We start from the raw sequence: 22,631 nt of genomic DNA, 5'->3' as shown, positions 1-22,631 counted from the left end.
CCGGAGGGCGCCCGCCGAGGCGAACCGGTCTCATCGGCCGGCCGGGACGTGGGGCGCCTTCACCGGCCCGCCGGGGCCCGCACGACGGCAGGGGCGGGCTCAGCCCAGCACCCCGGCCAGCCCGGCCCGCACCGCCTCGGGGTCGAAGGGCTGTCCGGTCAGCAGATGCTGCAACACCAACCCGTCGGTGAGGGCCACCACCGTCCGCGCCGTGCGCAGATCGCCGATCCGCTGTCCGAGCAGCCGCACCATCTCGTCCAGGCACTCGGCGGCGATCGGCCGCACCGCCTCGTGCCGCAGCGCCGCCAGATACAGCTCGTACTCCAGCTCCATCCGCCTGCGGTCACCGGTCAGCGTGTCCTCGACCAGCCTCGCGACCTCCTCCGCGAGCGGTGCCGCCGGGTCGATGCCGTCGACCCAGCGCGCGAACTCGGCCAGGCACACGACGTTGGACTGCCGCAACGCGGCGACCAACAGCTCGTCCAGGGACGCGAAGTGGTACGTGGTCGAGCCGAGCGGCACATCCGCCGCGGCGGCCACGGCGCGGTGGCTGAGCCCGGCGATCCCGCGCTCGCCGACCACGGCGATCGCCGCATCGATGATCCGCTGCCGCCGGTCCGGATCGTAGCGCCGGGCCATCAGTGCGCCCCGTCCAGACTCAGCACGACGACCCCGCCGATGACCAACAGCACCCCGAGGATCTTCAGCGCACTGGCGCTCTCCCCCAGGAAGACCACCCCGATCATCGCGATCACCGCCGTTCCGGCGCCGGACCAGATGGCGTACGCGGTGCCGACGCTCATCGACTTGAGCGTCTGGGCGAGCAGCGCAAAGGCGAGCAGATAGCCCAGCGCGGTGGCCAGCGAGGGCCACAGCCTGCTGAAGCCGTCGCTGTACTTCATCGCGGTGGTCGCGAGGATCTCGGAGAGGATCGCACCGGCGAGCGTCATATAGACCATGCGTACGAGCGTACACAACGTTGCGTACGGACGTACACAACGATTTTCGGCCCCGCTTCCGCGGAATCCGGCCGGGCCCGGCGCGCGCCCTGAACAGCGAAACGGCCGTGCCCGCCGGATTTCCGGGGGCACGGCCGTATCGGCTCGGTCTTTCGGGCGGCGACGTCTCAGACGTTGAAGCCCAGCGCGCGCAGCTGCTCGCGGCCGTCGTCGGTGATCTTGTCCGGGCCCCACGGGGGCATCCAGACCCAGTTGATCTTCAGCTCGTTGACGATGCCGTCCGTGGCGGACTTCGCCTGGTCCTCGATGACGTCGGTCAGCGGGCAGGCCGCGGAGGTCAGCGTCATGTCGATGGTGGCGATATTGGCGTCGTCGACGTGGATGCCGTAGATCAGCCCCAGGTTGACGACATCGATGCCCAGCTCGGGGTCGACGACGTCGTACAGCGCCTCGCGGACCTCTTCCTCCGAGGCCGGCTTGGTGGTGGTGGTCGGGGTGTCGGTCATGCGGTCTTCGCCTCCTCGGAGAGGGCCTTGGCCGTGGCGTCCTTCCAGGCCATCCAGCTGAGCAGCGCGCACTTCACGCGCGCCGGGTACTTGGAGACACCGGCGAACGCCACCGCGTCCTCCAGCACCTCCTCCATGGCGTCATCCGGCTCGATCTGCCCCTTGGACTGCATCAGCTCCAGGAACGTCTCCTGGATCTTCTGCGCCTCGCCGAGCTCCTTGCCGACCAGGAGGTCGTTGAGCACGGACGCGCTGGCCTGGCTGATGGAGCAGCCCTGGCCCTCGTAGGACACATCCTCAATCGTCGTGCCGTCGAGCCGCACGCGCAGCGTGATCTCGTCACCGCACGTGGGGTTGACGTGGTGCACCTCGGCGTCGCCGTCCCGAAGACCGCGCCCGTGCGGGTGCTTGTAGTGGTCCAGGATGACGTCCTGGTACATGGAATCCAGCTTCACGGCTCAGTCAGTCCTCGTCCTCATCCGCTGTGCTTGTTAACCGGCTGTGTCTGTCTAACCGAAGAAATTGCGGACGTGCTCCAGGCCCGCGACCAAGGCGTCGACCTCGGCGGGGGTGGAGTACAGATAGAACGACGCTCGCGTGGTCGCAGGAATTCCGTAGCGCAGGCAGACCGGCCGTGCGCAGTGGTGGCCCACGCGGACCGCGATGCCCTGTTCGTCCAGCACCTGGCCGACGTCGTGCGGATGGATGTCCCCGAGCGTGAAGGAGAGCGTCGCCCCGCGGTCCTCGGCCGTGCTCGGGCCGATGATGCGCAGGTCGGGGACCTCCAGCAGCCGCTTGACGGCGTACTCGGTGATCGCGTGCTCATGCGCGGCGATGTTGTCCATGCCGATCGCGTCGAGGTAGTCCACGGCCGCACCGAGGCCGACGGCCTGGGCGATCGGGGGCGTACCGGCCTCGAACTTGTGCGGCGCGGGCGCATAGGTCGAGGAGTGCATCGAGACGGTCTCGATCATCTCGCCGCCGCCGAGGAACGGCGGAAGGTCCTCCAGCAGCTCCTGGCGGCCCCAGAGGACGCCGATGCCGGTCGGGCCGCACATCTTGTGGCCGGTGAAGGCCACGAAGTCGGCCTGCAGCGCCTGGACGTCCAGCACCATGTGCGGGGCGGCCTGCGAGGCGTCGATGCAGACCAGCGCGCCGACCTCCTGGGCGCGACGGATGATCGTCTCGACCGGGTTGATGGTGCCCATGATGTTGGAGACCAGCGTGAAGGAGACGATCTTCGTCTTCTCGGTGATGATCTCGTCGATGTTGGACAGGTCGAGGCGGCCGTCGTCGGTGATGCCGAACCACTTCAGCTTCGCGCCGGTGCGCTGCGAGAGCAGCTGCCACGGGACGATGTTGGAGTGGTGCTCCATCTCCGTGATGACGATCTCGGTCTCGTGGTCCACGCGGTAGGGCTCATCGGCCCAGCCCAGCATGTTGGCCACGAGGTTGAGCGACTCCGAGGCGTTCTTGGTGAAGATCACCTCGTCGCGGCTCGGCGCGTTGATGAAGGCTGCCACCTTGTCGCGGGCACCTTCGTACAGCGCCGTGGCCTCCTCGGCGAGCACATGCACGCCGCGGTGGACGTTGGCGTTGTGGCGTTCGTAGTAGGCGTTCAGGGCGTCGAGGACCTGACGCGGCTTCTGCGAGGTCGCCGCGTTGTCCAGGTACACGACCTTCTTCCCGTCATGGATCTGGCGATCCAGGATGGGGAAGTCCTTACGGATCGCCTCTGTGTCGAGGAGGCCCGGCAGCTGTGTCACGCGGTTGCGCCACCCTTCGTGTACTCCTCGTAGCCCTCGGCCTCCAGCTTGTCCGCGAGCTCGGCGCCGCCGGACTCGGCGATCCGGCCGTTCGCGAACACATGGACGTGGTCGGGCTTGATGTAGCGCAGGATGCGCGTGTAGTGGGTGATCAGCAGGGTGCCGACCTCGCCGGTCTCGCGGACGCGGTTGACGCCCTCGGAGACGGTGCGCAGCGCATCGACGTCCAGACCGGAGTCGGTCTCGTCGAGGATCGCGATGGCGGGCTTCAGCAGCTCCAGCTGAAGGATCTCGTGGCGCTTCTTCTCACCGCCGGAGAAGCCCTCGTTGACGTTGCGCTCGGCGAAGGCGGGGTCCATCTGGAGACGCTGCATGGCCTCCTTGACCTCCTTGACCCACAGCCGCAGCTTGGGGGCCTCGCCGCGGATCGCGGTCGCGGAGGTCCGCAGGAAGTTGGAGACCGAGACGCCGGGCACCTCGACCGGGTACTGCATGGCGAGGAAGACGCCGGCGCGGGCGCGCTCGTCGACGGACATCTCCAGGACGTTCTCGCCGTCGAGGGTGACCGTGCCACCGGTGATCGTGTACTTGGGGTGACCCGCAAGGGAGTAGGCGAGGGTCGACTTGCCGGAGCCGTTGGGGCCCATGATGGCGTGCGTCTCGCCCTGCTTCACGGTCAGGTCGACGCCCTTCAGGATCTCGCGCGGGCCGTTCTCGGCCTCGACGGAGACGTGCAGGTCGTGGATCTCAAGCGTTGCCATGGGGAACTCAGGACTCCTGGGTGACGGAGACGAGCACGTCGTCCCCTTCGATCTTGACGGGGTATACGGGGACGGGGCGCGTCGCGGGAAGGCCGTTCGGCTTGCCGGTGCGCAGGTCGAAGCTCGAACCGTGCAGCCAGCACTCGATCGAGCAGTCCTCGACCTCCCCCTCCGAGAGGGAGACGTTCGCATGCGAGCAGATGTCGTTGATCGCGAACACCTCGCCCTCGGTGCGGACCAGGGAAACGGGCGTGCCGTCGAGCTCCACCCGCTTGGGGGTGTCCTCGTCCAGCTCGCTCAGCGCCGCTGCGCGTACATAGGTCATGCCGCGGACGCTTCCAGTTCGGCCTCGATCTTGCTCATCAGACGCTCTTCGACGTCCGGGAGACCGATCTGCTGGACCAGCTCGGCGAAGAAGCCGCGGACGACCAGGCGGCGGGCCTCGTCGGCCGGGATACCACGGGCCATGAGGTAGAAGAGCTGCTCGTCGTCGAAGCGGCCGGTCGCCGAGGCGTGACCGGCGCCGACGATCTCGCCGGTCTCGATCTCCAGGTTGGGGACCGAGTCGACCCGCGCGCCGTCGGTGAGGACGAGGTTGCGGTTGAGCTCGTAGGTGTCGGTGCCGGTCGCGGACGCCTGGATGAGGACATCGCCGATCCAGACCGCGTGCGCGTCCTGGCCCTGCAGCGCGCCCTTGTACGTGACGTGCGAGCGGCAGTTCGGCGCCTCGTGGTCGACCATGAGGCGGTGCTCCTGGTGCTGGCCCGCTTCGGTGAAGTACAGGCCGTAGAGCTCGGCCTCGCCGCCGGGGCCCGCGTACGTGATGCGCGGGTGCAGCCGGACGAGGTCGCCGCCGAAGGTGACCACCACGGACTTGAAGCTCGCGTCCCGGCCGACGAGGGCGTTGTGCTGCCCGACGTGCACGGCCTGGTCGTCCCAGTCCTGGACGGAGACGACGGTCAGCTTGGCGCCGTCACCGAGGAGGTAGTCGACGTTGGCGGCGAGCACCGCGTCACCGGTGTGGTCGATGACGACGACCGCCTCGGCAAAGGCGCCCAGCTCGATGACCTGGTGGCCGAAGGCCGTGCCGCCCTCACCGTGGACGGTGATCCGGATCGGCTCGGGGAGCACGGTCTCCTTGGGGACCGTGACCACCGATGCCTTCTCGAAGGAGCTGTACGCCTGGGCGGCGACCCGGTCCACGGGCTTGCCGGCCTTGCCGACCCGCGGGTCGCTGCGGTCGACCAGCTCGTGGGTGACACCCTCGGGAGCGGTGATGTCGATCTTCAGGTCGGGACCGCCCGCCTCGGCGCTGCCGTCGTGCAGGCCCTTGAGGCGCGCGAGGGGCGTGAAGCGCCACTCCTCCTCGCGGCCGTGCGGCACCGGGAAGTCCGCCACGTCGTAGGACGGCGGGGCGCTCATCCGGGTGGCGACGGTGGACTCCGCAGCCACCGCAAGGGAGCCGGTGGTCGTGGAACCCGCCGCTGGGGGTCCCCCCGCTCGAGCGGAGCCGAGAGTGGGGGAATTCTGAGCCTCAGCCATGGCTGTCGTAGTGCTCGCTTTCTGCAATCAGAGAGTCAGTCGCTGCTGGGGGCCGGGCGTCAGCCGACCGAACCTTCCATCTGCAGCTCGATCAGCCGGTTGAGCTCCAGCGCATACTCCATCGGCAGCTCACGGGCGATCGGCTCGACGAAGCCGCGCACGATCATCGCCATGGCCTCGAACTCCGTCAGACCGCGCGCCATCAGGTAGAAGAGCTGGTCCTCGCTGACCTTGGAGACGGTCGCCTCGTGGCCCATGGAGACGTCGTCCTCGCGGACGTCGACGTAGGGGTAGGTGTCCGAGCGCGAGATGGTGTCCACCAGGAGGGCGTCACACAGCACGTTGGACTTGGAGCCCGCGGCGCCCTCGCCGATCTCGACCAGACCGCGGTAGGAGGTCCGGCCGCCGCCTCGCGCCACCGACTTGGAGACGATGTTGGAGGAGGTGTTCGGCGCCATGTGGACCATCTTGGAGCCGGCGTCCTGGTGCTGGCCCTCGCCCGCGAAGGCGATGGACAGGGTCTCGCCCTTGGCGTGCTCACCCATCAGGTAGACCGCCGGGTACTTCATCGTCACCTTGGAGCCGAGGTTGCCGTCGACCCACTCCATGGTCGCGCCCTCGTAGGCGACGGCGCGCTTGGTCACCAGGTTGTAGACGTTGTTCGACCAGTTCTGGATGGTCGTGTAGCGGCAGCGGCCGCCCTTCTTCACGATGATCTCGACGACCGCGGAGTGCAGCGAGTCCGACTTGTAGATCGGCGCCGTGCAGCCCTCGACGTAGTGGACGTAGGCGTCCTCGTCGACGATGATCAGCGTCCGCTCGAACTGACCCATGTTCTCGGTGTTGATCCGGAAGTAGGCCTGCAGCGGGATGTCGACGTGGACACCCTTGGGGACGTAGATGAACGAGCCGCCGGACCACACCGCGGTGTTCAGCGACGCGAACTTGTTGTCGCCGACCGGGATGACCGTGCCGAAGTACTCCTGGAAGAGCTCCGGGTGCTCCTTGAGCGCGGTGTCGGTGTCCAGAAACAGGACGCCCTGCTCCTCCAGGTCCTCACGGATCTGGTGGTAGACGACCTCGGACTCGTACTGCGCGGCGACACCGGCGACCAGGCGCTGCTTCTCCGCCTCGGGGATGCCGAGCTTGTCGTAGGTGTTCTTGATGTCCTCGGGCAGGTCCTCCCAGGAGGCGGCCTGCTGCTCGGTGGAGCGGACGAAGTACTTGATGTTGTCGAAGTCGATGCCCGACAGGTCCGAGCCCCAGTTCGGCATGGGCTTCTTGTCGAACAGCTTCAGGCCCTTGAGGCGGAGCTTGAGCATCCACTCCGGCTCGTTCTTCTTCGCCGAGATGTCGCGGACGACGGCCTCGGAAAGACCGCGCTTGGCGGAAGCGCCGGCCACGTCGGAGTCGGCCCAGCCGTATTCGTACTTGCCCAGGCCCTCGAGCTCGGGGTGAGCAGTCTCCGTGGGGAGCGTCATGCGGGGTTCCTCCCGGCCGTGCTTGCAGATGCTGTGGTGGTCTTGCTGGTGCGTGCGGTGCTGTGAGCGGCCTTGCCGGCACCGGCCTTCGGAATGAAGGTCGTGCACACCCCGTCGCCGTGGGCGATGGTGGCAAGCCGCTGTACGTGGGTCCCGAGCAATCGGGAGAAGACCTCGGTCTCCGCCTCGCACAGCTGCGGGTACTGCTCGGCGACATGGGCGACCGGGCAGTGGTGCTGGCAGAGCTGTTCACCGAGCTGGGGATTGGGGGCGCTGCGCGCCGTAGCAGCGTACCCGTCCACGGTCAATGCCTTCGCCAGGGCCTCGGTACGGGCCTCCGGCTCCGCGCTCTCGACCGCCTTGCGGTAGCCCTCGGCCTGGGCGGCGAGCCGTGCGCGGGCGAATGCGGCGACGGCCGCCTCGCCCTGCTCGCCGCCGCCCGCGCTCTGCGCGATCCAGCGCAGCGCATCGGAGGCGAGCTGGTCGTAGGCCTGGTCGAAGGCGTCCCGCCCGCAGTCGGTGAGGGCGAAGGACTTCGCCGGGCGGCCGCGGCCACGCGTGCCGTAGACGCGCTTCTCGCGGGGCTCGACGACGCCCTCGGCGGCCAGCGCGTCCAGATGCCGGCGCACGGCGGCCTGGGTCAGCCTCAGCCGCATGGCCAGCTCGGCCGCGGTGGACGGACCGTGGTCGAGGATGGAGCGGGCGACCCGGTTGCGGGTGCCCTGCTGTTCGTCGTGCGGCGCCGGGACGGGCGCGGCGCCCGGTGCGCGCTGCCCGGTCTGCTCGGGCGCGGAGGCGGCCGGCCCTGCGGTCCGGTCGACCGCGGGCCCTTCCTGATCCTCGCTCGCGTATTTCACAACGCCATTGTTGCGTAATTCGCCGAAGCGACACAAGCCTCGTCCGGATCACGGACGGGTGGCCTCTATCACTTAGGCTGCCCTAAATTCAAGTACCTTCCGAGCCCCGGAAGCGCCGCCGACCTGCGACGGGACGGTCCCGCCCAGTGGGGCCGCACCGGAGCGCACGGAGCGGTGGAATTGCCGGGGCCGCACACCGCCGGATTGGGTACCCGGGCGCGGAGAAGCACCGGCGCCCCCATTGAAGAACCCCCCGCCACTCTCCGTAGACTGCCCGCCATGCGCAGCACCTCCCCGGGGGGCGACCCCCGGACCCCCGGACGAGAGCCTGCCGTCGAGATCGTCGGCCTGGTCAAGCGATACGGGACCAAGACCGCCGTGGACGGCCTCGACCTGACCGTCGCGCGCGGTGCGGTGACCGCCGTGCTCGGCCCCAACGGCGCCGGCAAGACCACGACGGTCGAGACCTGCGAGGGCTACCGCCGCCCGGACGCCGGCCGGGTCCGGGTCCTGGGCCTGGACCCGGTTGCCGACGCCGCGGCACTGCGGCCGCGGATCGGCGTGATGCTGCAGTCCGGCGGCGTCTACGCGGGCGCCAAGGCGGAGGAGATGCTGCGGCACACCGCCACCCTGCACGCCCACCCCCTCGACGTCACCGGGCTCATCGACCGGCTCGGTCTGGGCAGCTGCGGCCGGACGCCCTACCGGCGGCTGTCCGGCGGCCAGCAGCAGCGCCTCGCGCTGGCGATGGCCGTGGTCGGCCGCCCCGAACTCGTCTTCCTCGACGAGCCGACCGCCGGCCTCGACCCCCAGGCCCGGCACGCCACCTGGGACCTCGTACGGGAGCTGCGCACCGACGGCGTCAGCACCGTACTGACCACCCACTTCATGGACGAGGCCGAGCAGCTCGCCGACGATGTCGCGATCATCGACGGCGGCCGGGTGATCGCCCAGGGCACCCCGGACGCACTGTGCCGCGGCGGCGCGGAGAACAGCCTGCGCTTCACCGGCCGCCCCGGCCTCGACATCGCCTCGCTCCTCAAGGCGCTGCCCGCCGACAGCGCCGCCACGGAACCGGCCTCCGGCGTCTACCGCGTCCACGGCAAGGTCAACCCGCAGCTGCTGGCCACCGTCGCCTCCTGGTGCGCCCAGAACGGCGTGATGCCCGACGCGATAGCCGTCGAGCGCCACACCCTGGAGGACGTCTTCCTGGAGCTCACGGGCAAGGAGCTGCGCGCATGAATCACGGCCACACGACTTCCGGCCGGAGGTCCGGGGGTCGCCCCCCGGGCAGGCACAGCCTGGAGCTCACGGGCAAGGAGCTGCGCGCATGACCACGACCGAGGCCGGTGGCGTCACCGGTACGTTCACCCCGCGGCCCGGTGCCGCCCCGCTGCCCCGGATGATCCGCGCGCAGGCGGCCCTGGAGACCAGGATGCTGCTGCGCAACGGCGAGCAGCTGCTGCTGACCGTCATCATCCCGACGCTGCTGCTGGTGCTGTTCTCCGCCGTCGACATCATCGCGGTGCCCACCGACACGGCCGGCGGGGCGGGCAGCTCCGTGGACTTCCTGGCGCCCGGCATCCTGGCGCTCGCCGTGCTGTCGACCGCCTTCACCGGCCAGGCCATCGCGACCGGCTTCGAGCGGCGCTACGGCGTGCTCAAGCGGCTCGCCGTCTCGCCGCTGCCGCGCTGGGGGCTGATGACCGCCAAGACCTGCGCGGTGCTGGTCACCGAGGTGCTGCAGACCGCGCTGCTCACGGCCGTGGCCCTGGCGCTGGGCTGGTCCCCGCACGGCAACCCGCTCTCGGTGGTGCTGCTGCTCCTGCTGGGCACCGCGGCCTTCTCGGGCCTGGGCCTGCTGATGGCCGGCACCCTCAAGGCGGAGGCCACCCTCGCGGCGGCCAACCTGGTGTTCTTGCTGCTGCTCGTCGGCGGCGGCGTGATCGTCCCGCTGGACAAGTTCCCCCAGGCCGCACAGAGCGTGCTCGGGCTGCTGCCGATCGCGGCGCTGTCCGACGGGCTGCGTGACGTCCTCCAGCACGGCGCCCAGATCCCCTGGCGGGACCTGGGCATCCTGGCGGTCTGGTCGGTCCTGGGGCTGGGCACGGCGGCCCGCTTCTTCCGCTGGGAGTGAGCCGCCGGGAGTGAGCCGCGGGCGGCCGTACCGCCGCCGTACCGCCGCCGTTCCGCGCCGGTCCGCCCCCTGGCGCACCCCTCGTGAAAACTTGCACAAGGCCCCGCCTACGATGTCTCCCGTGCCGAAAACGCTGAATCCCCTCGAGCTGATCGCCCGCCGCTGGCAGCCGTCCGCGGCCTTTGTGCGACGGGCCGCGCTGGCCACCGTCGTGATGGCCGTGATCATCGTCGTCACGGGGGGCGCCGTCCGGCTCTCCCAGTCCGGACTGGGCTGCTCGACCTGGCCCAAGTGCACGCCGGACAGCCTGACTCCGACCGCCGCGATGGGCATCAACGGCATCATCGAGTTCGGCAACCGCATGCTGACCGATGTGCTGTGCGTGGTCGTCGGGGTGTTCATCATCGCCGCCCGCGCCCGTCACCCCCGGCGCCGCTCCCTCACCCGCCTCGGCTGGGCGCAGTTCTGGCTCGTCATGAGCAACGCCGTCATCGGCGGCATCACGGTCCTCACCGGCCTCAACCCGTACATCGTCAGCTCGCACTTCCTGGCGGCCACGGGGCTGCTCACAGTCGCCGTGCTGAGCTGGCGGCGCGCGTGCGAGGGCGACGAGGCACCGCGCGAACTGGGCGCCCGCCCGGTACGGCAGCTGGCGTGGCTGCTGACGGGGTCGGCCGCGGCGCTCACCGTCATCGGTACGGTCGTCACCGGCACGGGCCCGCACGCGGGCGACGCGAAGAAGGTCCACCGCATCCCGCTGGACTGGCAGGAGATCACCCAGCTGCACGTCGACTTCGTCTACATCGTCGTCGGCCTGACCGTCGCCCTGTGGTTCACGCTGCGCGCCGTCAAGGCCCCGGCCGCACCCCGCCGGACGGTCCTGGAACTGCTCGCCTGCCTCGCCCTGCAGGGCGTCATCGGCTACGTCCAGTACTTCATGGGCCTGCCCGAAATCGTCATCGGCTGCCACATGCTCGGGTCGGCCCTGGTGTGGATCTGTGTGCTGCGGGTCTGCCTGTCGTTGCGCGACCGCGGTCCGCTCCTGGAGGAGAAGCCCGGCGAGCCCGCCCCCGCGGGCGGGCACGAGGCACCGGAACCTCAGCCGGCCTCCGCGCTCAGCCGGTAGATCCGGCGCGCGGTCCCCGACCCGACCATCTCGGTGATCCGGCGCCCGTCCTCGGCGCCGCACAGCCCCTCGTCGGCCCACTCCCGTACGAGGCGGTCCATGGCCCGCAGAAAGAACCGGGCGCCGGTCACATACAGCTCGGGCAGCCCGCGGGCGCCCGAGGAGAACAGCAGCTTGCCGAACGGCGCCCGGCCGAGCGTCTCCTCGGGGCTGGGCCCGGCGTCCGCGTACACATGGGCGTGCACCGCGGCGAGCTCCGCCGCCCGCCGGTGGTGCGGTGCCCGAGGCAGCAGGACGAGGTCCGAGCCGATGCCGGTCGTGGCGCGCAGGAAGCCCGCCAGCGGCCGCGGATCGGGACCGTGCAGCTGCACCGGAAGGCCGGTCGCCACCGCGCTCCACAGCAGATGCCGTACGAGCGCGGGCTCACCGAGCCGCTCCCCGGGACGGCGGCGGCGCAGCCAGCGGTCCGCGGCGCGCCGTACCTCTCCCGCTTCGGGGGCGTGCCCCTCGCAGTAGGTGGCGCCGGAGGCGAAGGCGGTGGTGTGCTGGGCCGCGGCGTAGAGGGCCTCGGCGGTGTAGCCGATGAAGGAGTCGACGCTGCCGGAGGTGTCGGCGACCTGCTCGGCGAGCGGTTCGAGCCGTACGACCTCGTGGGCCCCGGCTTCGGCGGCGGCGGCCAGTTCGCCGGCCGAGGTCAGGTCGCTGGGAGTGCCGGCCTCCAGCAGGAACGTGCCGATGCCGGAGCCGCGCAGCAGCAGCCGGCCGGCCCGGTAGGCACCGACCTCACGCCTGCGGGCCAGGTAGCGGGCGGGCGGGCACCGCGGTTCCAGGCCGAGCAGCGGGGGACACCATCGGCGTATCGCCAGGCCCGTGAAGCTGTCGAAGTAGCTGGTGCCGGCGGGGGCCGGGCCGTGGGCACCGACCGCGGCGGCGAGGTGCGTCTCGAAGGAGCCGAGACCGAGCTCGCCGTGCACCGCGCCATGGCTGTGCTGATCGATGAGCGGTGGAAGTCCGTCCATCCGCTCCTCCTCGCCGTAGGCCCGCCGGGCGCGGCCGGAGCGCCACGCCTGGTCGGCTTAACGGACGAGGAGGTGGTGAGGTATCGGGCTCCGCTTCCGGCGTGCGCTCCGGCGCACGGCGCCCGGGCACCCGACCGTCAGCTGTTGGCCGGGCCGCCCACCTGGATGCCTGCCATCCGGGACCACTCGTAGCGGCCGGTACGGACCTTGGCGGCAAGGTCGCCGTCGAAGTCGTCGTGGAGAGTGAGGCCGGCCTTGCCGGCGGCGTCCTTGGCGGAGCCGAAGGTGTCCGCGACGAGGTTGCCCCACTCGCCGTCGGCCCCGACGAGGGCGATCCGGGTGCGGCCCCGGCCGATGTGCGCGAGCTGGCCTTCGGCGCTGCCACCGTGCGTGGCGGCGAAGGCGCGGATCTGCTTGGCGAGCCGGTCCGCGTGCTTGCCGGCCCTCTTGTCGGTGCGTGCCGCGGCCTTCACGTCGGCCGCCGTCTCCGTCTGCTCGTCCGCCTGCTGGATGTCTGCCATACAGACATGCTACCCATCGGTAATCAGCGAAGGAAGGGATCCACGGCGACGGCGACGAACAGCAGCGACACATAGGTGATGGACCAGTGGAACAGCCGCATCTCCTTGAGCTTGGCGCCCGTGACCCCGGCCTTGGCGCGGGACTGCAGACCGTGCGCCTCCTTGAGCCAGAAGGCGCCGCAGGCGACCGCGACGACGGTGTAGAACCAGCCCGTGTAGCCCAGCGGCTGCAGCAGCAGCGAGACGGCCACCATCACCCAGCTGTAGGCGACGATCTGGCGCGCGACGACCTTGTTGCCCGCGACGGCCGGCAGCATCGGCACACCGACGCGCTCGTAGTCGTCCTTGACCTTCATCGACAGCGGCCAGTAATGCGGCGGCGTCCAGAAGAAGATGACGAGGAAGAGGATGAACGAGGCCCAGGAAACGGAATTCGTCACCGCCGACCAGCCGATGAAGACCGGCATACAGCCCGCGATGCCGCCCCAGACGATGTTCTGGGACGTACGCCGCTTGAGGATCATCGTGTAGACGACGACATAGAAAAGCAGCGCACCGAGCGACAGCATCGCCGACAGCGGGTTGACGAGGAACCAGAACAGGGCCGTGGAGCCCACCGCGAGCACGGTCGCGAAGACCAGGCATTCGCGGGGGCTCACCATGCCGGTGACCAGGGGCCGCTGGGACGTACGGTCCATCAGCGCGTCGATGTCACGGTCGAGGTACATGTTGAACGCGGCGGCGCCGCCGGCCGAGAGATAGCCGCCGATGCAGGTCACCAGCACCAGCACCAGATCCGGCACGCCCTTGGCCGCCAGGAACATCACCGGCACCGTGGTCATCAGGAGCAGCTCGATGACCCGCGGCTTGGTCAGCGCCACGAACGCCTTGACGCGGGCCCCGAACGGCCGGTCACCGGGGCTCCCGGGGACCTGGGAAAACTCCCCCACAGCCTTAATGGCGTGGGTGGTGCCCCCACCCGCAGGACGGGATTCGACGGCCGTCACGCACACCCCTGGAAGTAACATCAGCGGCCTCTGCCGCAGAAGAGATAAGGCATGCAAGCCGCTCCGGCCGTGAATACCCGGTGAAGGGCTTGCGCGTACCACGCCACTTTAGACGTTGGCCATAAGGCGATCTTCGCGGGGGTGGGGTCGTGTTGGGCGTCGGACCCCGGGGTGGAGACGGCATCTATTCCCCGGCGGCCGCCCGGCGTTCGGGAGGCGAACGCGACCGCCGCCCGGCAGTCTGGTCGTAGGGCCGTCACCTCGGGGCCGGGAATGCCCCGAGTCCGATGTGGTTGCCCGAAGCGACGAGCCGCCATGGCACCCGCGCACCGACTGAGCGCCGAAAACACCGACTGAGCGTCGAAAAGACGCACGCCCTTGCGGGGGTAGGCTCGACACCGCCTGGCGGACATACCGTCCGCGGCATTCGACATGTGGAGAGGAGCCCTGACTCAGGGTGAGCACCAAGCCGACCACCACAGATCTCGAGTGGACCGAACTGGATCAGCGGGCAGTGGATACCGTCCGTGTCCTGGCCATGGATTCCGTGCAGAAGGTCGGTAACGGCCATCCGGGTACGGCCATGAGCCTGGCTCCGGCCGCCTACCTTCTCTTCCAGAAGCTGATGCGGCACGACCCGGCGGACGCGAACTGGACCGGACGCGACCGGTTCGTCCTCTCCGCGGGCCACTCCAGCCTGACCCTCTACATCCAGCTCTACCTCGCCGGTTACGGCCTGGAGCTGGACGACCTGAAGGCGTTCCGCACCTGGGGCTCGAAGACCCCGGGCCACCCCGAGTACGGCCACACCACCGGCGTGGAGACCACCACCGGCCCGCTGGGCCAGGGTGTCGCCAACGCGGTGGGCATGGCGATGGCCGCCCGCTACGAGCGCGGCCTGTTCGACCCGGAGGCGCCCGAGGGCAGCTCGCCCTTCGACCACCACATCTACGCCATCGCCGGCGACGGTTGCCTGCAGGAGGGCATCTCCGCCGAGGCCTCCTCGCTCGCGGGCCACCAGAAGCTCGGCAACCTCATCATGCTGTGGGACGACAACCACATCTCGATCGAGGGCGACACCGAGACCGCGGTCTCGGAGGACACCTGCAAGCGCTACGAGGCCTACGGCTGGCACGTACAGCGGGTGGCCCCGAAGGCGAACGGCGACCTGGACCCCGAGGCGCTGTACCACGCCATCGAGGCGGCCAAGGCCGAGACCGGGCGCCCGTCGTTCATCGCGATGCGCTCGATCATCGCCTGGCCGGCCCCCCACGCCCAGAACACCGAGGCCGCGCACGGCTCGGCGCTGGGCGAGGAGGAGGTCGCGGCCACCAAGCGGGTCCTCGGCTTCGACCCGGAGCAGTCCTTCGAGGTCCCCGAGGAGGTGCTCGCGCACACCCGCGCCGCGCTCGACCGCGGCCGTGACCTCGAAAAGGAGTGGGACAAGCGGTTCGCCGACTGGCGCACCACGAACCCCGAGCACGCCGCGGAGTTCGACCGGGTCGCCGCGGGCGAGCTGCCCGAGGGCTGGGAGGACCACCTCCCGTCGTTCGAGACCGGCAAGGCCGTGGCCACCCGCGCCGCGTCCGGCAAGGTGCTGCACGCGCTCGGTGCGGTCATCCCCGAGCTGTGGGGCGGCTCCGCCGACCTGGCGGGCTCGAACAACACCACGATCGACAAGACCTCGTCGTTCCTGCCCGAGGGCAACCCGCTGCCGGGCGCCAACCCGTACGGCCGCACGATCCACTTCGGTATCCGTGAGCACTCCATGGCCGCGGAGATGAACGGCATCACGCTGCACGGCAACACCCGGGTCTACGGCGGCACCTTCCTGGTGTTCTCCGACTACATGCGCAACGCCGTCCGGCTGTCCGCGCTGATGCACCTGCCGGTGACGTACGTGTGGACGCACGACTCCATCGGCCTGGGCGAGGACGGCCCGACCCACCAGCCGGTCGAGCACCTGGCCTCGCTGCGTGCCATCCCGAACCTGAACGTCGTCCGCCCGGCCGACGCCAACGAGACCGCCATCGCCTGGCGCGAGATCCTCAAGCGCTGGACGAAGGAGTACGGCGTGGGGGCCCCGCACGGCCTCGCGCTGACGCGTCAGGGCGTGCCGACGTACCCGGCCGACGAGAACACCGCCAAGGGCGGTTACATCCGGTTCGAGGCCGAAGGCGCCGACGGCGAGGCCGCCACGCCGCAGGTCGTGCTGATCGGTACCGGCTCCGAGCTGCAGCTCGCCGTCGAGGCGCGCGAGCAGCTGCAGGCCGAGGGCGTGGCCACCCGCGTGGTGTCGATGCCGTCGGTCGAGTGGTTCGACCAGCAGGACCAGGCCTACCGCGACAGCGTGCTCCCGCCGTCCGTCAGGGCCCGGGTCGCCGTCGAAGCCGGCATCGGTCTGACCTGGCACCGCTTCGTCGGTGACGCCGGGCGCATCGTGTCCCTGGAGCACTTCGGTGCCTCGGCCGATGCCAAGACCCTGTTCCGCGAGTTCGGCTTCACCGCCGACGCGGTCGCCTCCGCCGCCCGCGAATCTCTCGAAGCCGCCGCGCGCTGACGCCCGTACACGACAAGTAGGAGATGCAGAACCCATGACAGACGCACTCAAGCGCCTCTCCGACGAAGGCGTCGCGATCTGGCTGGACGACCTGTCGCGCAAGCGCATCACGTCCGGCAACCTCGCCGAACTGATCGACCAGCAGCACGTCGTCGGTGTCACGACGAACCCGTCGATCTTCCAGAAGGCGATCTCCTCGGGCGACGGCTACGAGCAGCAGCTCGCCGACCTCGCCGCCCGTAAGGTCACCGTCGAGGAAGCCATCCGCATGATCACGACGGCGGACGTCCGCGACGCCGCCGACATCCTGCGCCCGGTCTTCGACGCCACCGGCGGCCAGGACGGCCGGGTCTCCATCGAGGTGGACCCGCGCCTGGCGCACCACACCACCCCGACCATCGCCGAGGCCAAGCAGCTGGCCTGGCTGGTCGACCGCCCGAACACGCTCATCAAGATCCCGGCCACCAAGGCGGGCCTCCCGGCGATCACCGAGGTCATCGGCCTGGGCATCAGCGTCAATGTCACGCTGATCTTCTCGCTGGAGCGCTACCGTGAGGTCATGGACGCCTACCTGGCGGGCCTGGAGAAGGCCAAGGCCGCGGGCCTGGACCTGTCCCTGATCCGTTCGGTCGCGTCGTTCTTCGTCTCCCGGGTGGACACCGAGATCGACAAGCGCCTGGAGAAGCTGGGCACGGACGAGGCCAAGGCCCTCAAGGGCAAGGCCGCACTGGCCAACGCCCGACTGGCCTACCAGGCGTACGAGGAGGTCTTCTCCTCGGAGCGCTGGGCCGCCCTCGACAAGGCCGGCGCCAACAAGCAGCGTCCACTGTGGGCCTCGACCGGTGTCAAGGACCCGGCCTTCAAGGACACGCTGTACGTGGACGAGCTGGTCGCCCCGGGCACGGTCAACACCATGCCGGAGGCCACCCTGGAGGCCACCGCCGACCACGGCCGGATCACCGGTGACACCGTGCGCGCCACCTACGACGCCGCCAAGGCCGACCTGGACGCGACCGAGAAGCTCGGGATCTCGTACGACGAGGTCGTACAGGTCCTGGAGGACGAGGGCGTGGAGAAGTTCGAGGCGTCCTGGAACGACCTGCTCAAGTCCACGGAGGCGGAGCTCAAGCGCCTCGCTCCCTCGGAGGGCTGATCTCCCTTGTCTGATGCACACGGAGCCAACCCGCTTCGTGACGCCCTGGACCGACGGCTCCCGCGTATCGCGGGGCCGTCGGGCCTGGTGATCTTTGGCGTCACGGGCGATTTGTCCCGCAAAAAGCTGATGCCTGCCATCTACGACCTCGCCAACCGCGGTCTGCTGCCGCCGGGTTTCTCGCTCGTCGGGTTCGCCCGCCGGGAGTGGGAGCACGAGGACTTCGCGCAGGAGGTGTACACGGCGGTCAAGGAGCACTCGCGTACGCCGTTCCGCGAGGAGGTCTGGCAACAGCTGGTCCAGGGCTGCCGCTTCGTCCAGGGCGACTTCGACGACGACGAGGCCTTCGAGACGCTGAAGGAGACGATAAACGAGCTCGACAAGGCCCAGGGCACCGGCGGCAACTTCGCCTTCTACCTGTCCGTGCCGCCGAAGTTCTTCCCCAAGGTCGTCCAGCAGCTGAAGAAGCACGGGCTGGCCGACCAGAAGGAGGGCTCCTGGCGGCGCGCGGTCATCGAGAAGCCCTTCGGGCACGACCTGGAGAGCGCCAAGGAGCTCAACCGGATCGTCCACGAGGTCTTCCCGCCCCACGAGGTCTTCCGGATCGACCACTACCTGGGCAAGGAGACGGTCCAGAACATCCTGGCGCTGCGGTTCGCCAACACGATGTTCGAGCCGTTGTGGAACCGCGGCTATGTCGACCACGTCCAGATCACGATGGCCGAGGACATCGGCATCGGCGGCCGGGCCGGCTACTACGACGGCATCGGCGCCGCCCGGGACGTCATCCAGAACCACCTCCTCCAGCTGCTCGCGCTGACCACCATGGAGGAGCCCGCCTCCTTCGAGGCGGATGCACTGGTCGCGGAGAAGACCAAGGTGCTGGGCGCGGTCCGGCTGCCCAAGGACCCCGGCAAGGAGACGGTCCGCGCGCAGTACGCGGAGGGCTGGCAGGGCGGCGAGAAGGCCGTCGGCTACCTCCAGGAAGACGGCATCGACCCCAAGTCGAAGACCGACACCTATGCCGCGATCAAGCTGTCGATCGACAACCGCCGCTGGGCGGGCGTCCCCTTCTACCTGCGCACCGGCAAGCGCCTCGGCCGGCGCGTCACCGAGATCGCGGTGGTCTTCCAGCGTGCCCCGCACTCCCCCTTCGACCGCACCGCCACCGAGGAGCTGGGGCAGAACGCCCTGGTCATCCGGGTGCAGCCGGACGAGGGCGTGACCGTCAGGTTCGGCTCCAAGGTCCCGGGCACCTCGATGGAGGTACGGGACGTGTCGATGGACTTCGCCTACGGCGAGTCCTTCACGGAGTCCAGCCCCGAGGCCTACGAGCGGCTGATCCTCGATGTACTGCTCGGCGACGCCAACCTCTTCCCGCGTGTGGAGGAGGTGGAGCAGTCCTGGCGGATCCTCGACCCGATCGAGGCGTACTGGGAGAAGCACGGCAGGCCCGCGCAGTACCCGGCAGGCAGCTGGGGCCCCGCCGAGGCGGACGAAATGCTCGCACGAGACGGACGGAGCTGGCGTCGGCCATGAAGATCGATTTGACAGAAACCACGTCCAGCAAGATCAACAAGGCGCTCGTCGAGGGACGCCGCGCCATCGGCACCCCGGCCATAGGCATGGTGCTCACCCTCGTCATCGTCACCGACGAGGAGAACGCCTACGACGCGCTGAAGGCGGCCAACGACGCGTCCCGTGAGCACCCCTCGCGCACCCTGGTCGTCATCAAGCGGGTCAGCCGGTCGCCGCGCGACCGCGCCAAGGCCCGCCTCGACGCCGAGGTGCGGCTCGGCACGGACGCCGGCACCGGCGAGACGGTCATACTCCGGCTCTACGGCGATGTGATCGACCACGCCCAGTCGGTGGTGCTCCCGCTGCTGCTGCCGGACGCACCGGTCGTGGTCTGGTGGGCGGTGAACGCCCCGCTGGACCCGGCCAAGGACCCGCTCGGCGCGCTGGCCCAGCGCCGGGTCACCGATGCCTACGCCGCCGAGCAGCCCATCGCGGAGCTGTCGGCGCGCGCGGACACCTACACCCCGGGTGACACCGATCTGGCCTGGGCCCGCATCACGCCCTGGCGCTCGATGCTGGCGGCGGCGCTCGACCAGGCCCCGTGCACGGTCAGCTCGGCCGAGGTCACCGGCGAGGAGTTCAACCCCAGCTGCGAGCTGCTCGCGATGTGGCTGGCCGACAGGCTCAAGGTCCCGGTCACCCGCAAGGTGTCCGACGGCCCGGGGCTGACGGCCGCACGGATGGAGTCCAGCACCGGTGCGATCGTGCTGGACCGCCCGGACGGTTCGCTGGCCACGCTCTCGATACACGGCCAGCCCGACCGTGCGGTGGCGCTCAAGCGGCGGGACACCGCCGAGCTGCTCGCCGAGGAGCTGCGCCGGCTCGACCCGGACGAGATCTACGCCGGCGCCCTGAAGTACGGCGTGGACCGGATCGGTGACGGCACCGGCGGGCAGCCGGAGGCCGGGGAGCCGGAGGCCGGCAAGGACGCACCGGCCAAGCCCGCGGCGAAGAAGGCAGCCAAGAAGGCAGCCGCCAAGTGAGCGCTCCGCAGGTCGTCGTCCACCGCGACAAGGAGCTGATGGCCAAGGCCGCGGCGGCCCGGCTGATCACGAAGATCGTGGATGCCCAGGCCGCCCGGGGGTCCGCCTCCGTGGTCCTGACCGGCGGGCGCAACGGCAACGGGCTGCTCGCGGCCCTCGCCGAGGCGCCCGCCCGCGACGCCGTGGACTGGTCCCGGCTCGACCTGTGGTGGGGCGACGAGCGGTTCCTGCCGGACGGCGATCCGGAGCGCAACTACACCCAGGCCCGAGGGGTGCTGTTGGACAGCGTCCCGCTGGACCCGGCCCGGGTGCACCCCATGCCCCCGTCGGACGGCCCGTACGGCAAGGACGCCGACGCCGCCGCCGAGGCGTATGCGGCCGAACTCGCCGCCGCGGCAGGCCCCGAGGACCACGGGCCGGTGCCCTCCTTCGACGTCCTGCTGCTGGGCGTCGGCCCGGACACCCATGTGGCCTCGCTCTTCCCCGAGCTGCCTGCCGTCTACGAGCAGGAGCGGACGGTGGTGGGGGTGCACGGCGCGCCGAAGCCGCCGCCCACCCGCACCTCGCTGACCCTGCCCGCGATCCGCGCGGCGCGGGAGGTCTGGCTGCTGGCGGCAGGTGAGGACAAGGCCAACGCCGCAGCCATCGCCCTCTCCGGCGCCGGGGAGGTCCAGGCTCCGGCGGCCGGCGCACGGGGCCGTAGCCGGACCCTGTGGCTGCTGGACGGGGCGGCGGCGGCCCAACTGCCGCGCAGCCTCTACCCGCCGGCGTCGGCCTGAGCGCCGCAGCAGGAGCCGATGCCGAAGGCCCCGCGCCCTGAAAAGGGTGCGGGGCCTTCGGCATCGCCGTGGTCACCGGGCCGCGCCGCCGGCGACCACGGCCATTTCGGTGATCCCGGCTATTTCGGCGATCCCGGCGACCCCGGTGATCCCGGTGATCCCGGTGATCCCGGTGATCCCGGTGATCCCGGTGATCAACGCCCGCGCAGCTCCCGGTACTTGGTGACCAATCCGGCCGTGGAGGCGTCGAGACCCGGCACCTCCGCGCCGTCCGTCAGGGCCGGTTCGACGCGCTTGGCCAGGACCTTGCCCAGCTCCACGCCCCACTGGTCGAAGGAGTCGATGTTCCAGACCGCGCCCTGGACGAACACCTTCTGCTCGTAGAGCGCGACCAGCTGGCCCAGCACGGACGGGCTGAGTTCGCCGGCCAGGATGGTGGTGGTGGGGCGGTTGCCCGGGAAGGTCTTGTGCGGCACCAGTTCCTCGGCCACGCCCTCGGCACGCACCTCCTCGGGCGTCTTGCCGAAGGCCAGCGCCTGGCCCTGGGCGAAGAGGTTGGCCATCAGCAGGTCGTGCTGGGCGACCAGACCAGGCTGCAGGTCGTCGACCGGCCGGGCGAAGCCGATGAAGTCGGCCGGGATCATCTTCGTGCCCTGATGGAGCAGCTGGTAGTAGGCGTGCTGGCCGTTCGTGCCGGGCGTGCCCCAGACGACGGGGCCGGTCTGCCAGCCGACCCGATGGCCCTCGCGGTCCACGGACTTGCCGTTGGACTCCATGTCCAGCTGCTGCAGATAGGCGGTGAACTTGGAGAGGTAGTGGCTGTAGGGCAGCACGGCATGCGACTGGGCGTCCCAGAAGTTGCCGTACCAGATGCCGAGCAGACCCAGCAGCAGCGGGGCGTTCTCCTCCGGCGGGGCGGTGCGGAAGTGCTCGTCGACGAGGTGGAAGCCGGCCAGCATCTCGCGGAAGCGCTCCGGGCCGATCGCGACCATCAGCGACAGACCGATGGCGGAGTCGTAGGAGTAGCGGCCGCCGACCCAGTCCCAGAACTCGAACATGTTGTCCGTGTCGATACCGAACTCCGCCACCTTCTCGGCGTTGGTCGACACCGCCACGAAGTGCTTGGCGACGGCCTCTCCCCCGGCACCGAGACCGGTCAGCAGCCAGTCGCGGGCCGAGGTGGCGTTGGTGATGGTCTCGATGGTGGTGAAGGTCTTCGAGGCGACGATGAACAGCGTCTCGGCCGGGTCCAGATCGCGGACCGCCTCGTGCAGATCGGCGCCGTCCACATTGGAGACGAAGCGGAACTGCATGTCCCGGTGGGTGAAGGCGCGCAGCGCCTCGTACGCCATCGCCGGGCCCAGGTCCGAGCCGCCGATACCGATGTTGACGACGGTCTTGATGCGCTTGCCGGTGTGGCCCTTCCAGTCGCCGGAGCGGATCCGGTCGGCGAAGGTGCCCATCCTCGTCAGGACGTGGTGCACCCCGGGGACGACGTTCTCGCCGTCGCTCTTGATGGCCTCGGAGGCGGGGGCGCGCAGCGCGACGTGCAGCACGGAGCGCCGCTCAGTGATGTTGATCTTCTCCCCGCGGAACATCGCGTCCCGCAGCTCGGCCACCCCCCGCGCCGCGGCCAGGTCGCGCAGCAGCTCCAGCGTCTCGTCGGTGACCAGATGCTTGGAGTAGTCCAGGTGCAGATCGCCGACCTGGAGGGTGTAGCGCTCGGCGCGCCCCGGATCCCGCTCGAACAGCTCGCGCAGATGCACCTGCGCCAGCTGCTCCCGGTGCTTGCTCAGCGCGGTCCACTCAGGCAACTGATCGAGCCTGCTGCGGCCTTCTGCGTTCATCTCGGACATCAGCCTTCTTCTTCTCGTACCGGCCCCGCCGTCTCCCAAC

The 22,631-nt window shown here is 70.0% G+C and carries 23 protein-coding genes; 8 read left to right on the top strand and 15 right to left on the bottom strand.

All coding sequences use genetic code 11. The annotated features are described in order from the left end of the window. Positions 1-99: 99 nt before the first annotated feature. From ACF088_RS26315 to ACF088_RS26270, 10 genes are all read right to left on the bottom strand, one after another. A complete protein-coding gene (locus ACF088_RS26315; RefSeq protein ID WP_392378276.1) occupies positions 100-639 on the bottom strand; it encodes a TetR/AcrR family transcriptional regulator in 540 nt (179 codons plus the stop codon). After that, entirely contained in the window at positions 639-959 is a 321-nt protein-coding gene (locus ACF088_RS26310) for a DMT family transporter (protein ID WP_392378275.1), read from the bottom strand. The genes ACF088_RS26315 and ACF088_RS26310 overlap by 1 nt, the downstream gene beginning before the upstream one ends. Positions 960-1,126: 167 nt before the next feature. Further along, positions 1,127-1,465: a metal-sulfur cluster assembly factor gene (locus tag ACF088_RS26305; RefSeq protein ID WP_328687343.1), complete on the bottom strand. Its 339-nt coding sequence runs from the start codon at positions 1,463-1,465 to the stop codon at positions 1,127-1,129. After that, positions 1,462-1,920 (bottom strand): Fe-S cluster assembly sulfur transfer protein SufU, encoded by a 459-nt coding sequence (gene sufU, locus ACF088_RS26300; RefSeq protein ID WP_392378274.1) that lies wholly within the window; start codon positions 1,918-1,920, stop codon positions 1,462-1,464. Before sufU ends, ACF088_RS26305 begins: the two co-directional genes overlap by 4 nt. A gap of 54 nt (positions 1,921-1,974) precedes the next feature. Then, positions 1,975-3,231, bottom strand: coding sequence for a cysteine desulfurase (locus ACF088_RS26295; protein WP_392378273.1), 1,257 nt, complete (start codon positions 3,229-3,231; stop codon positions 1,975-1,977). Further along, positions 3,228-3,992: a Fe-S cluster assembly ATPase SufC gene (gene sufC / locus ACF088_RS26290; RefSeq protein ID WP_392378272.1), complete on the bottom strand. Its 765-nt coding sequence runs from the start codon at positions 3,990-3,992 to the stop codon at positions 3,228-3,230. The genes ACF088_RS26295 and sufC overlap by 4 nt, the downstream gene beginning before the upstream one ends. A 7-nt stretch (positions 3,993-3,999) precedes the next feature. Beyond that, positions 4,000-4,317, bottom strand: coding sequence for a non-heme iron oxygenase ferredoxin subunit (locus ACF088_RS26285; protein ID WP_392378271.1), 318 nt, complete (start codon positions 4,315-4,317; stop codon positions 4,000-4,002). Next, positions 4,314-5,534, bottom strand: a complete 1,221-nt coding sequence (gene sufD, locus ACF088_RS26280) for a Fe-S cluster assembly protein SufD (RefSeq protein ID WP_392378270.1) — start codon at positions 5,532-5,534, stop codon at positions 4,314-4,316. Before sufD ends, ACF088_RS26285 begins: the two co-directional genes overlap by 4 nt. A 59-nt stretch (positions 5,535-5,593) precedes the next feature. Further along, positions 5,594-7,015: a Fe-S cluster assembly protein SufB gene (gene sufB / locus ACF088_RS26275; protein WP_260638218.1), complete on the bottom strand. Its 1,422-nt coding sequence runs from the start codon at positions 7,013-7,015 to the stop codon at positions 5,594-5,596. Further along, the gene (locus ACF088_RS26270; protein ID WP_392378269.1) at positions 7,012-7,872 is read right to left on the bottom strand and encodes a helix-turn-helix transcriptional regulator; all 861 of its coding nucleotides are present in this window, start codon (positions 7,870-7,872) and stop codon (positions 7,012-7,014) included. Before ACF088_RS26270 ends, sufB begins: the two co-directional genes overlap by 4 nt. A 279-nt stretch (positions 7,873-8,151) precedes the next feature. On the opposite strand from ACF088_RS26270, the gene ACF088_RS26265 reads away from it, so the two are divergent. The 3 genes from ACF088_RS26265 (at position 8,152) to ACF088_RS26255 (ending at position 11,135) form a co-directional block, all read left to right on the top strand. Continuing rightward, complete coding sequence (locus ACF088_RS26265) at positions 8,152-9,114, top strand: ABC transporter ATP-binding protein (protein ID WP_392378268.1); 963 nt, start codon at positions 8,152-8,154, stop codon at positions 9,112-9,114. 88 nt (positions 9,115-9,202) lie between these two features. Next, positions 9,203-10,009, top strand: a complete 807-nt coding sequence (locus tag ACF088_RS26260; RefSeq protein ID WP_392378267.1) for an ABC transporter permease — start codon at positions 9,203-9,205, stop codon at positions 10,007-10,009. Between the two features lie 121 nt (positions 10,010-10,130). After that, positions 10,131-11,135 (top strand): heme A synthase, encoded by a 1,005-nt coding sequence (locus tag ACF088_RS26255; protein WP_392378266.1) that lies wholly within the window; start codon positions 10,131-10,133, stop codon positions 11,133-11,135. On the opposite strand, the gene ACF088_RS26250 is transcribed toward ACF088_RS26255, so the two are convergent. From ACF088_RS26250 to ACF088_RS26240, 3 genes are all read right to left on the bottom strand, one after another. Then, complete coding sequence (locus ACF088_RS26250; protein WP_392378265.1) at positions 11,108-12,154, bottom strand: amidohydrolase; 1,047 nt, start codon at positions 12,152-12,154, stop codon at positions 11,108-11,110. The genes ACF088_RS26255 and ACF088_RS26250 overlap by 28 nt on opposite strands. 137 nt (positions 12,155-12,291) lie before the next feature. Next, positions 12,292-12,675, bottom strand: coding sequence for a hypothetical protein (locus ACF088_RS26245; protein WP_392378264.1), 384 nt, complete (start codon positions 12,673-12,675; stop codon positions 12,292-12,294). A gap of 23 nt (positions 12,676-12,698) precedes the next feature. Next, positions 12,699-13,688 (bottom strand): heme o synthase, encoded by a 990-nt coding sequence (locus ACF088_RS26240; protein WP_392378368.1) that lies wholly within the window; start codon positions 13,686-13,688, stop codon positions 12,699-12,701. A 451-nt stretch (positions 13,689-14,139) separates the two neighbouring features. Between ACF088_RS26240 and tkt the strand changes: the two genes are divergently transcribed. Genes tkt through pgl form a run of 5 tightly spaced genes read left to right on the top strand, consistent with a single transcriptional unit; the run spans position 14,140 to position 20,735 of the window. Continuing rightward, positions 14,140-16,242: a transketolase gene (gene tkt, locus ACF088_RS26235; RefSeq protein WP_392378263.1), complete on the top strand. Its 2,103-nt coding sequence runs from the start codon at positions 14,140-14,142 to the stop codon at positions 16,240-16,242. A 34-nt stretch (positions 16,243-16,276) separates the two neighbouring features. After that, on the top strand, positions 16,277-17,395 hold the full coding sequence (gene tal, locus ACF088_RS26230; RefSeq protein ID WP_392378262.1) for a transaldolase: 1,119 nt from the start codon (positions 16,277-16,279) through the stop codon (positions 17,393-17,395). Positions 17,396-17,401: 6 nt separating this feature from the next. After that, positions 17,402-18,934: a glucose-6-phosphate dehydrogenase gene (zwf, locus tag ACF088_RS26225; RefSeq protein WP_392378261.1), complete on the top strand. Its 1,533-nt coding sequence runs from the start codon at positions 17,402-17,404 to the stop codon at positions 18,932-18,934. Continuing rightward, positions 18,931-19,956: a glucose-6-phosphate dehydrogenase assembly protein OpcA gene (opcA, locus tag ACF088_RS26220; protein WP_392378260.1), complete on the top strand. Its 1,026-nt coding sequence runs from the start codon at positions 18,931-18,933 to the stop codon at positions 19,954-19,956. Before zwf ends, opcA begins: the two co-directional genes overlap by 4 nt. Continuing rightward, on the top strand, positions 19,953-20,735 hold the full coding sequence (gene pgl / locus ACF088_RS26215; protein ID WP_392378259.1) for a 6-phosphogluconolactonase: 783 nt from the start codon (positions 19,953-19,955) through the stop codon (positions 20,733-20,735). The genes opcA and pgl overlap by 4 nt, the downstream gene beginning before the upstream one ends. 72 nt (positions 20,736-20,807) lie before the next feature. Here the strand turns inward: pgl and ACF088_RS26210 are convergent, their stop codons facing one another. Together ACF088_RS26210 and pgi are read right to left on the bottom strand one after the other, a co-directional pair. Then, positions 20,808-20,933 carry a hypothetical protein gene (locus ACF088_RS26210; protein WP_392378258.1) on the bottom strand — a complete coding sequence of 42 codons (126 nt, stop codon included), beginning with the start codon at positions 20,931-20,933 and terminating at the stop codon, positions 20,808-20,810. Continuing rightward, positions 20,930-22,582, bottom strand: a complete 1,653-nt coding sequence (pgi, locus tag ACF088_RS26205; protein WP_392378367.1) for a glucose-6-phosphate isomerase — start codon at positions 22,580-22,582, stop codon at positions 20,930-20,932. The genes ACF088_RS26210 and pgi overlap by 4 nt, the downstream gene beginning before the upstream one ends. Between the last annotated feature and the right edge of the window lie 49 nt (positions 22,583-22,631).

Origin of the sequence: Streptomyces sp. NPDC015125, from assembly GCF_043080045.1 — a bacterium.
Classification (GTDB): domain Bacteria; phylum Actinomycetota; class Actinomycetes; order Streptomycetales; family Streptomycetaceae; genus Streptomyces.
The sequence above is the reverse complement of the archived record's forward strand: the minus strand, read 5'-3'. Positions and strand labels throughout refer to the sequence as shown.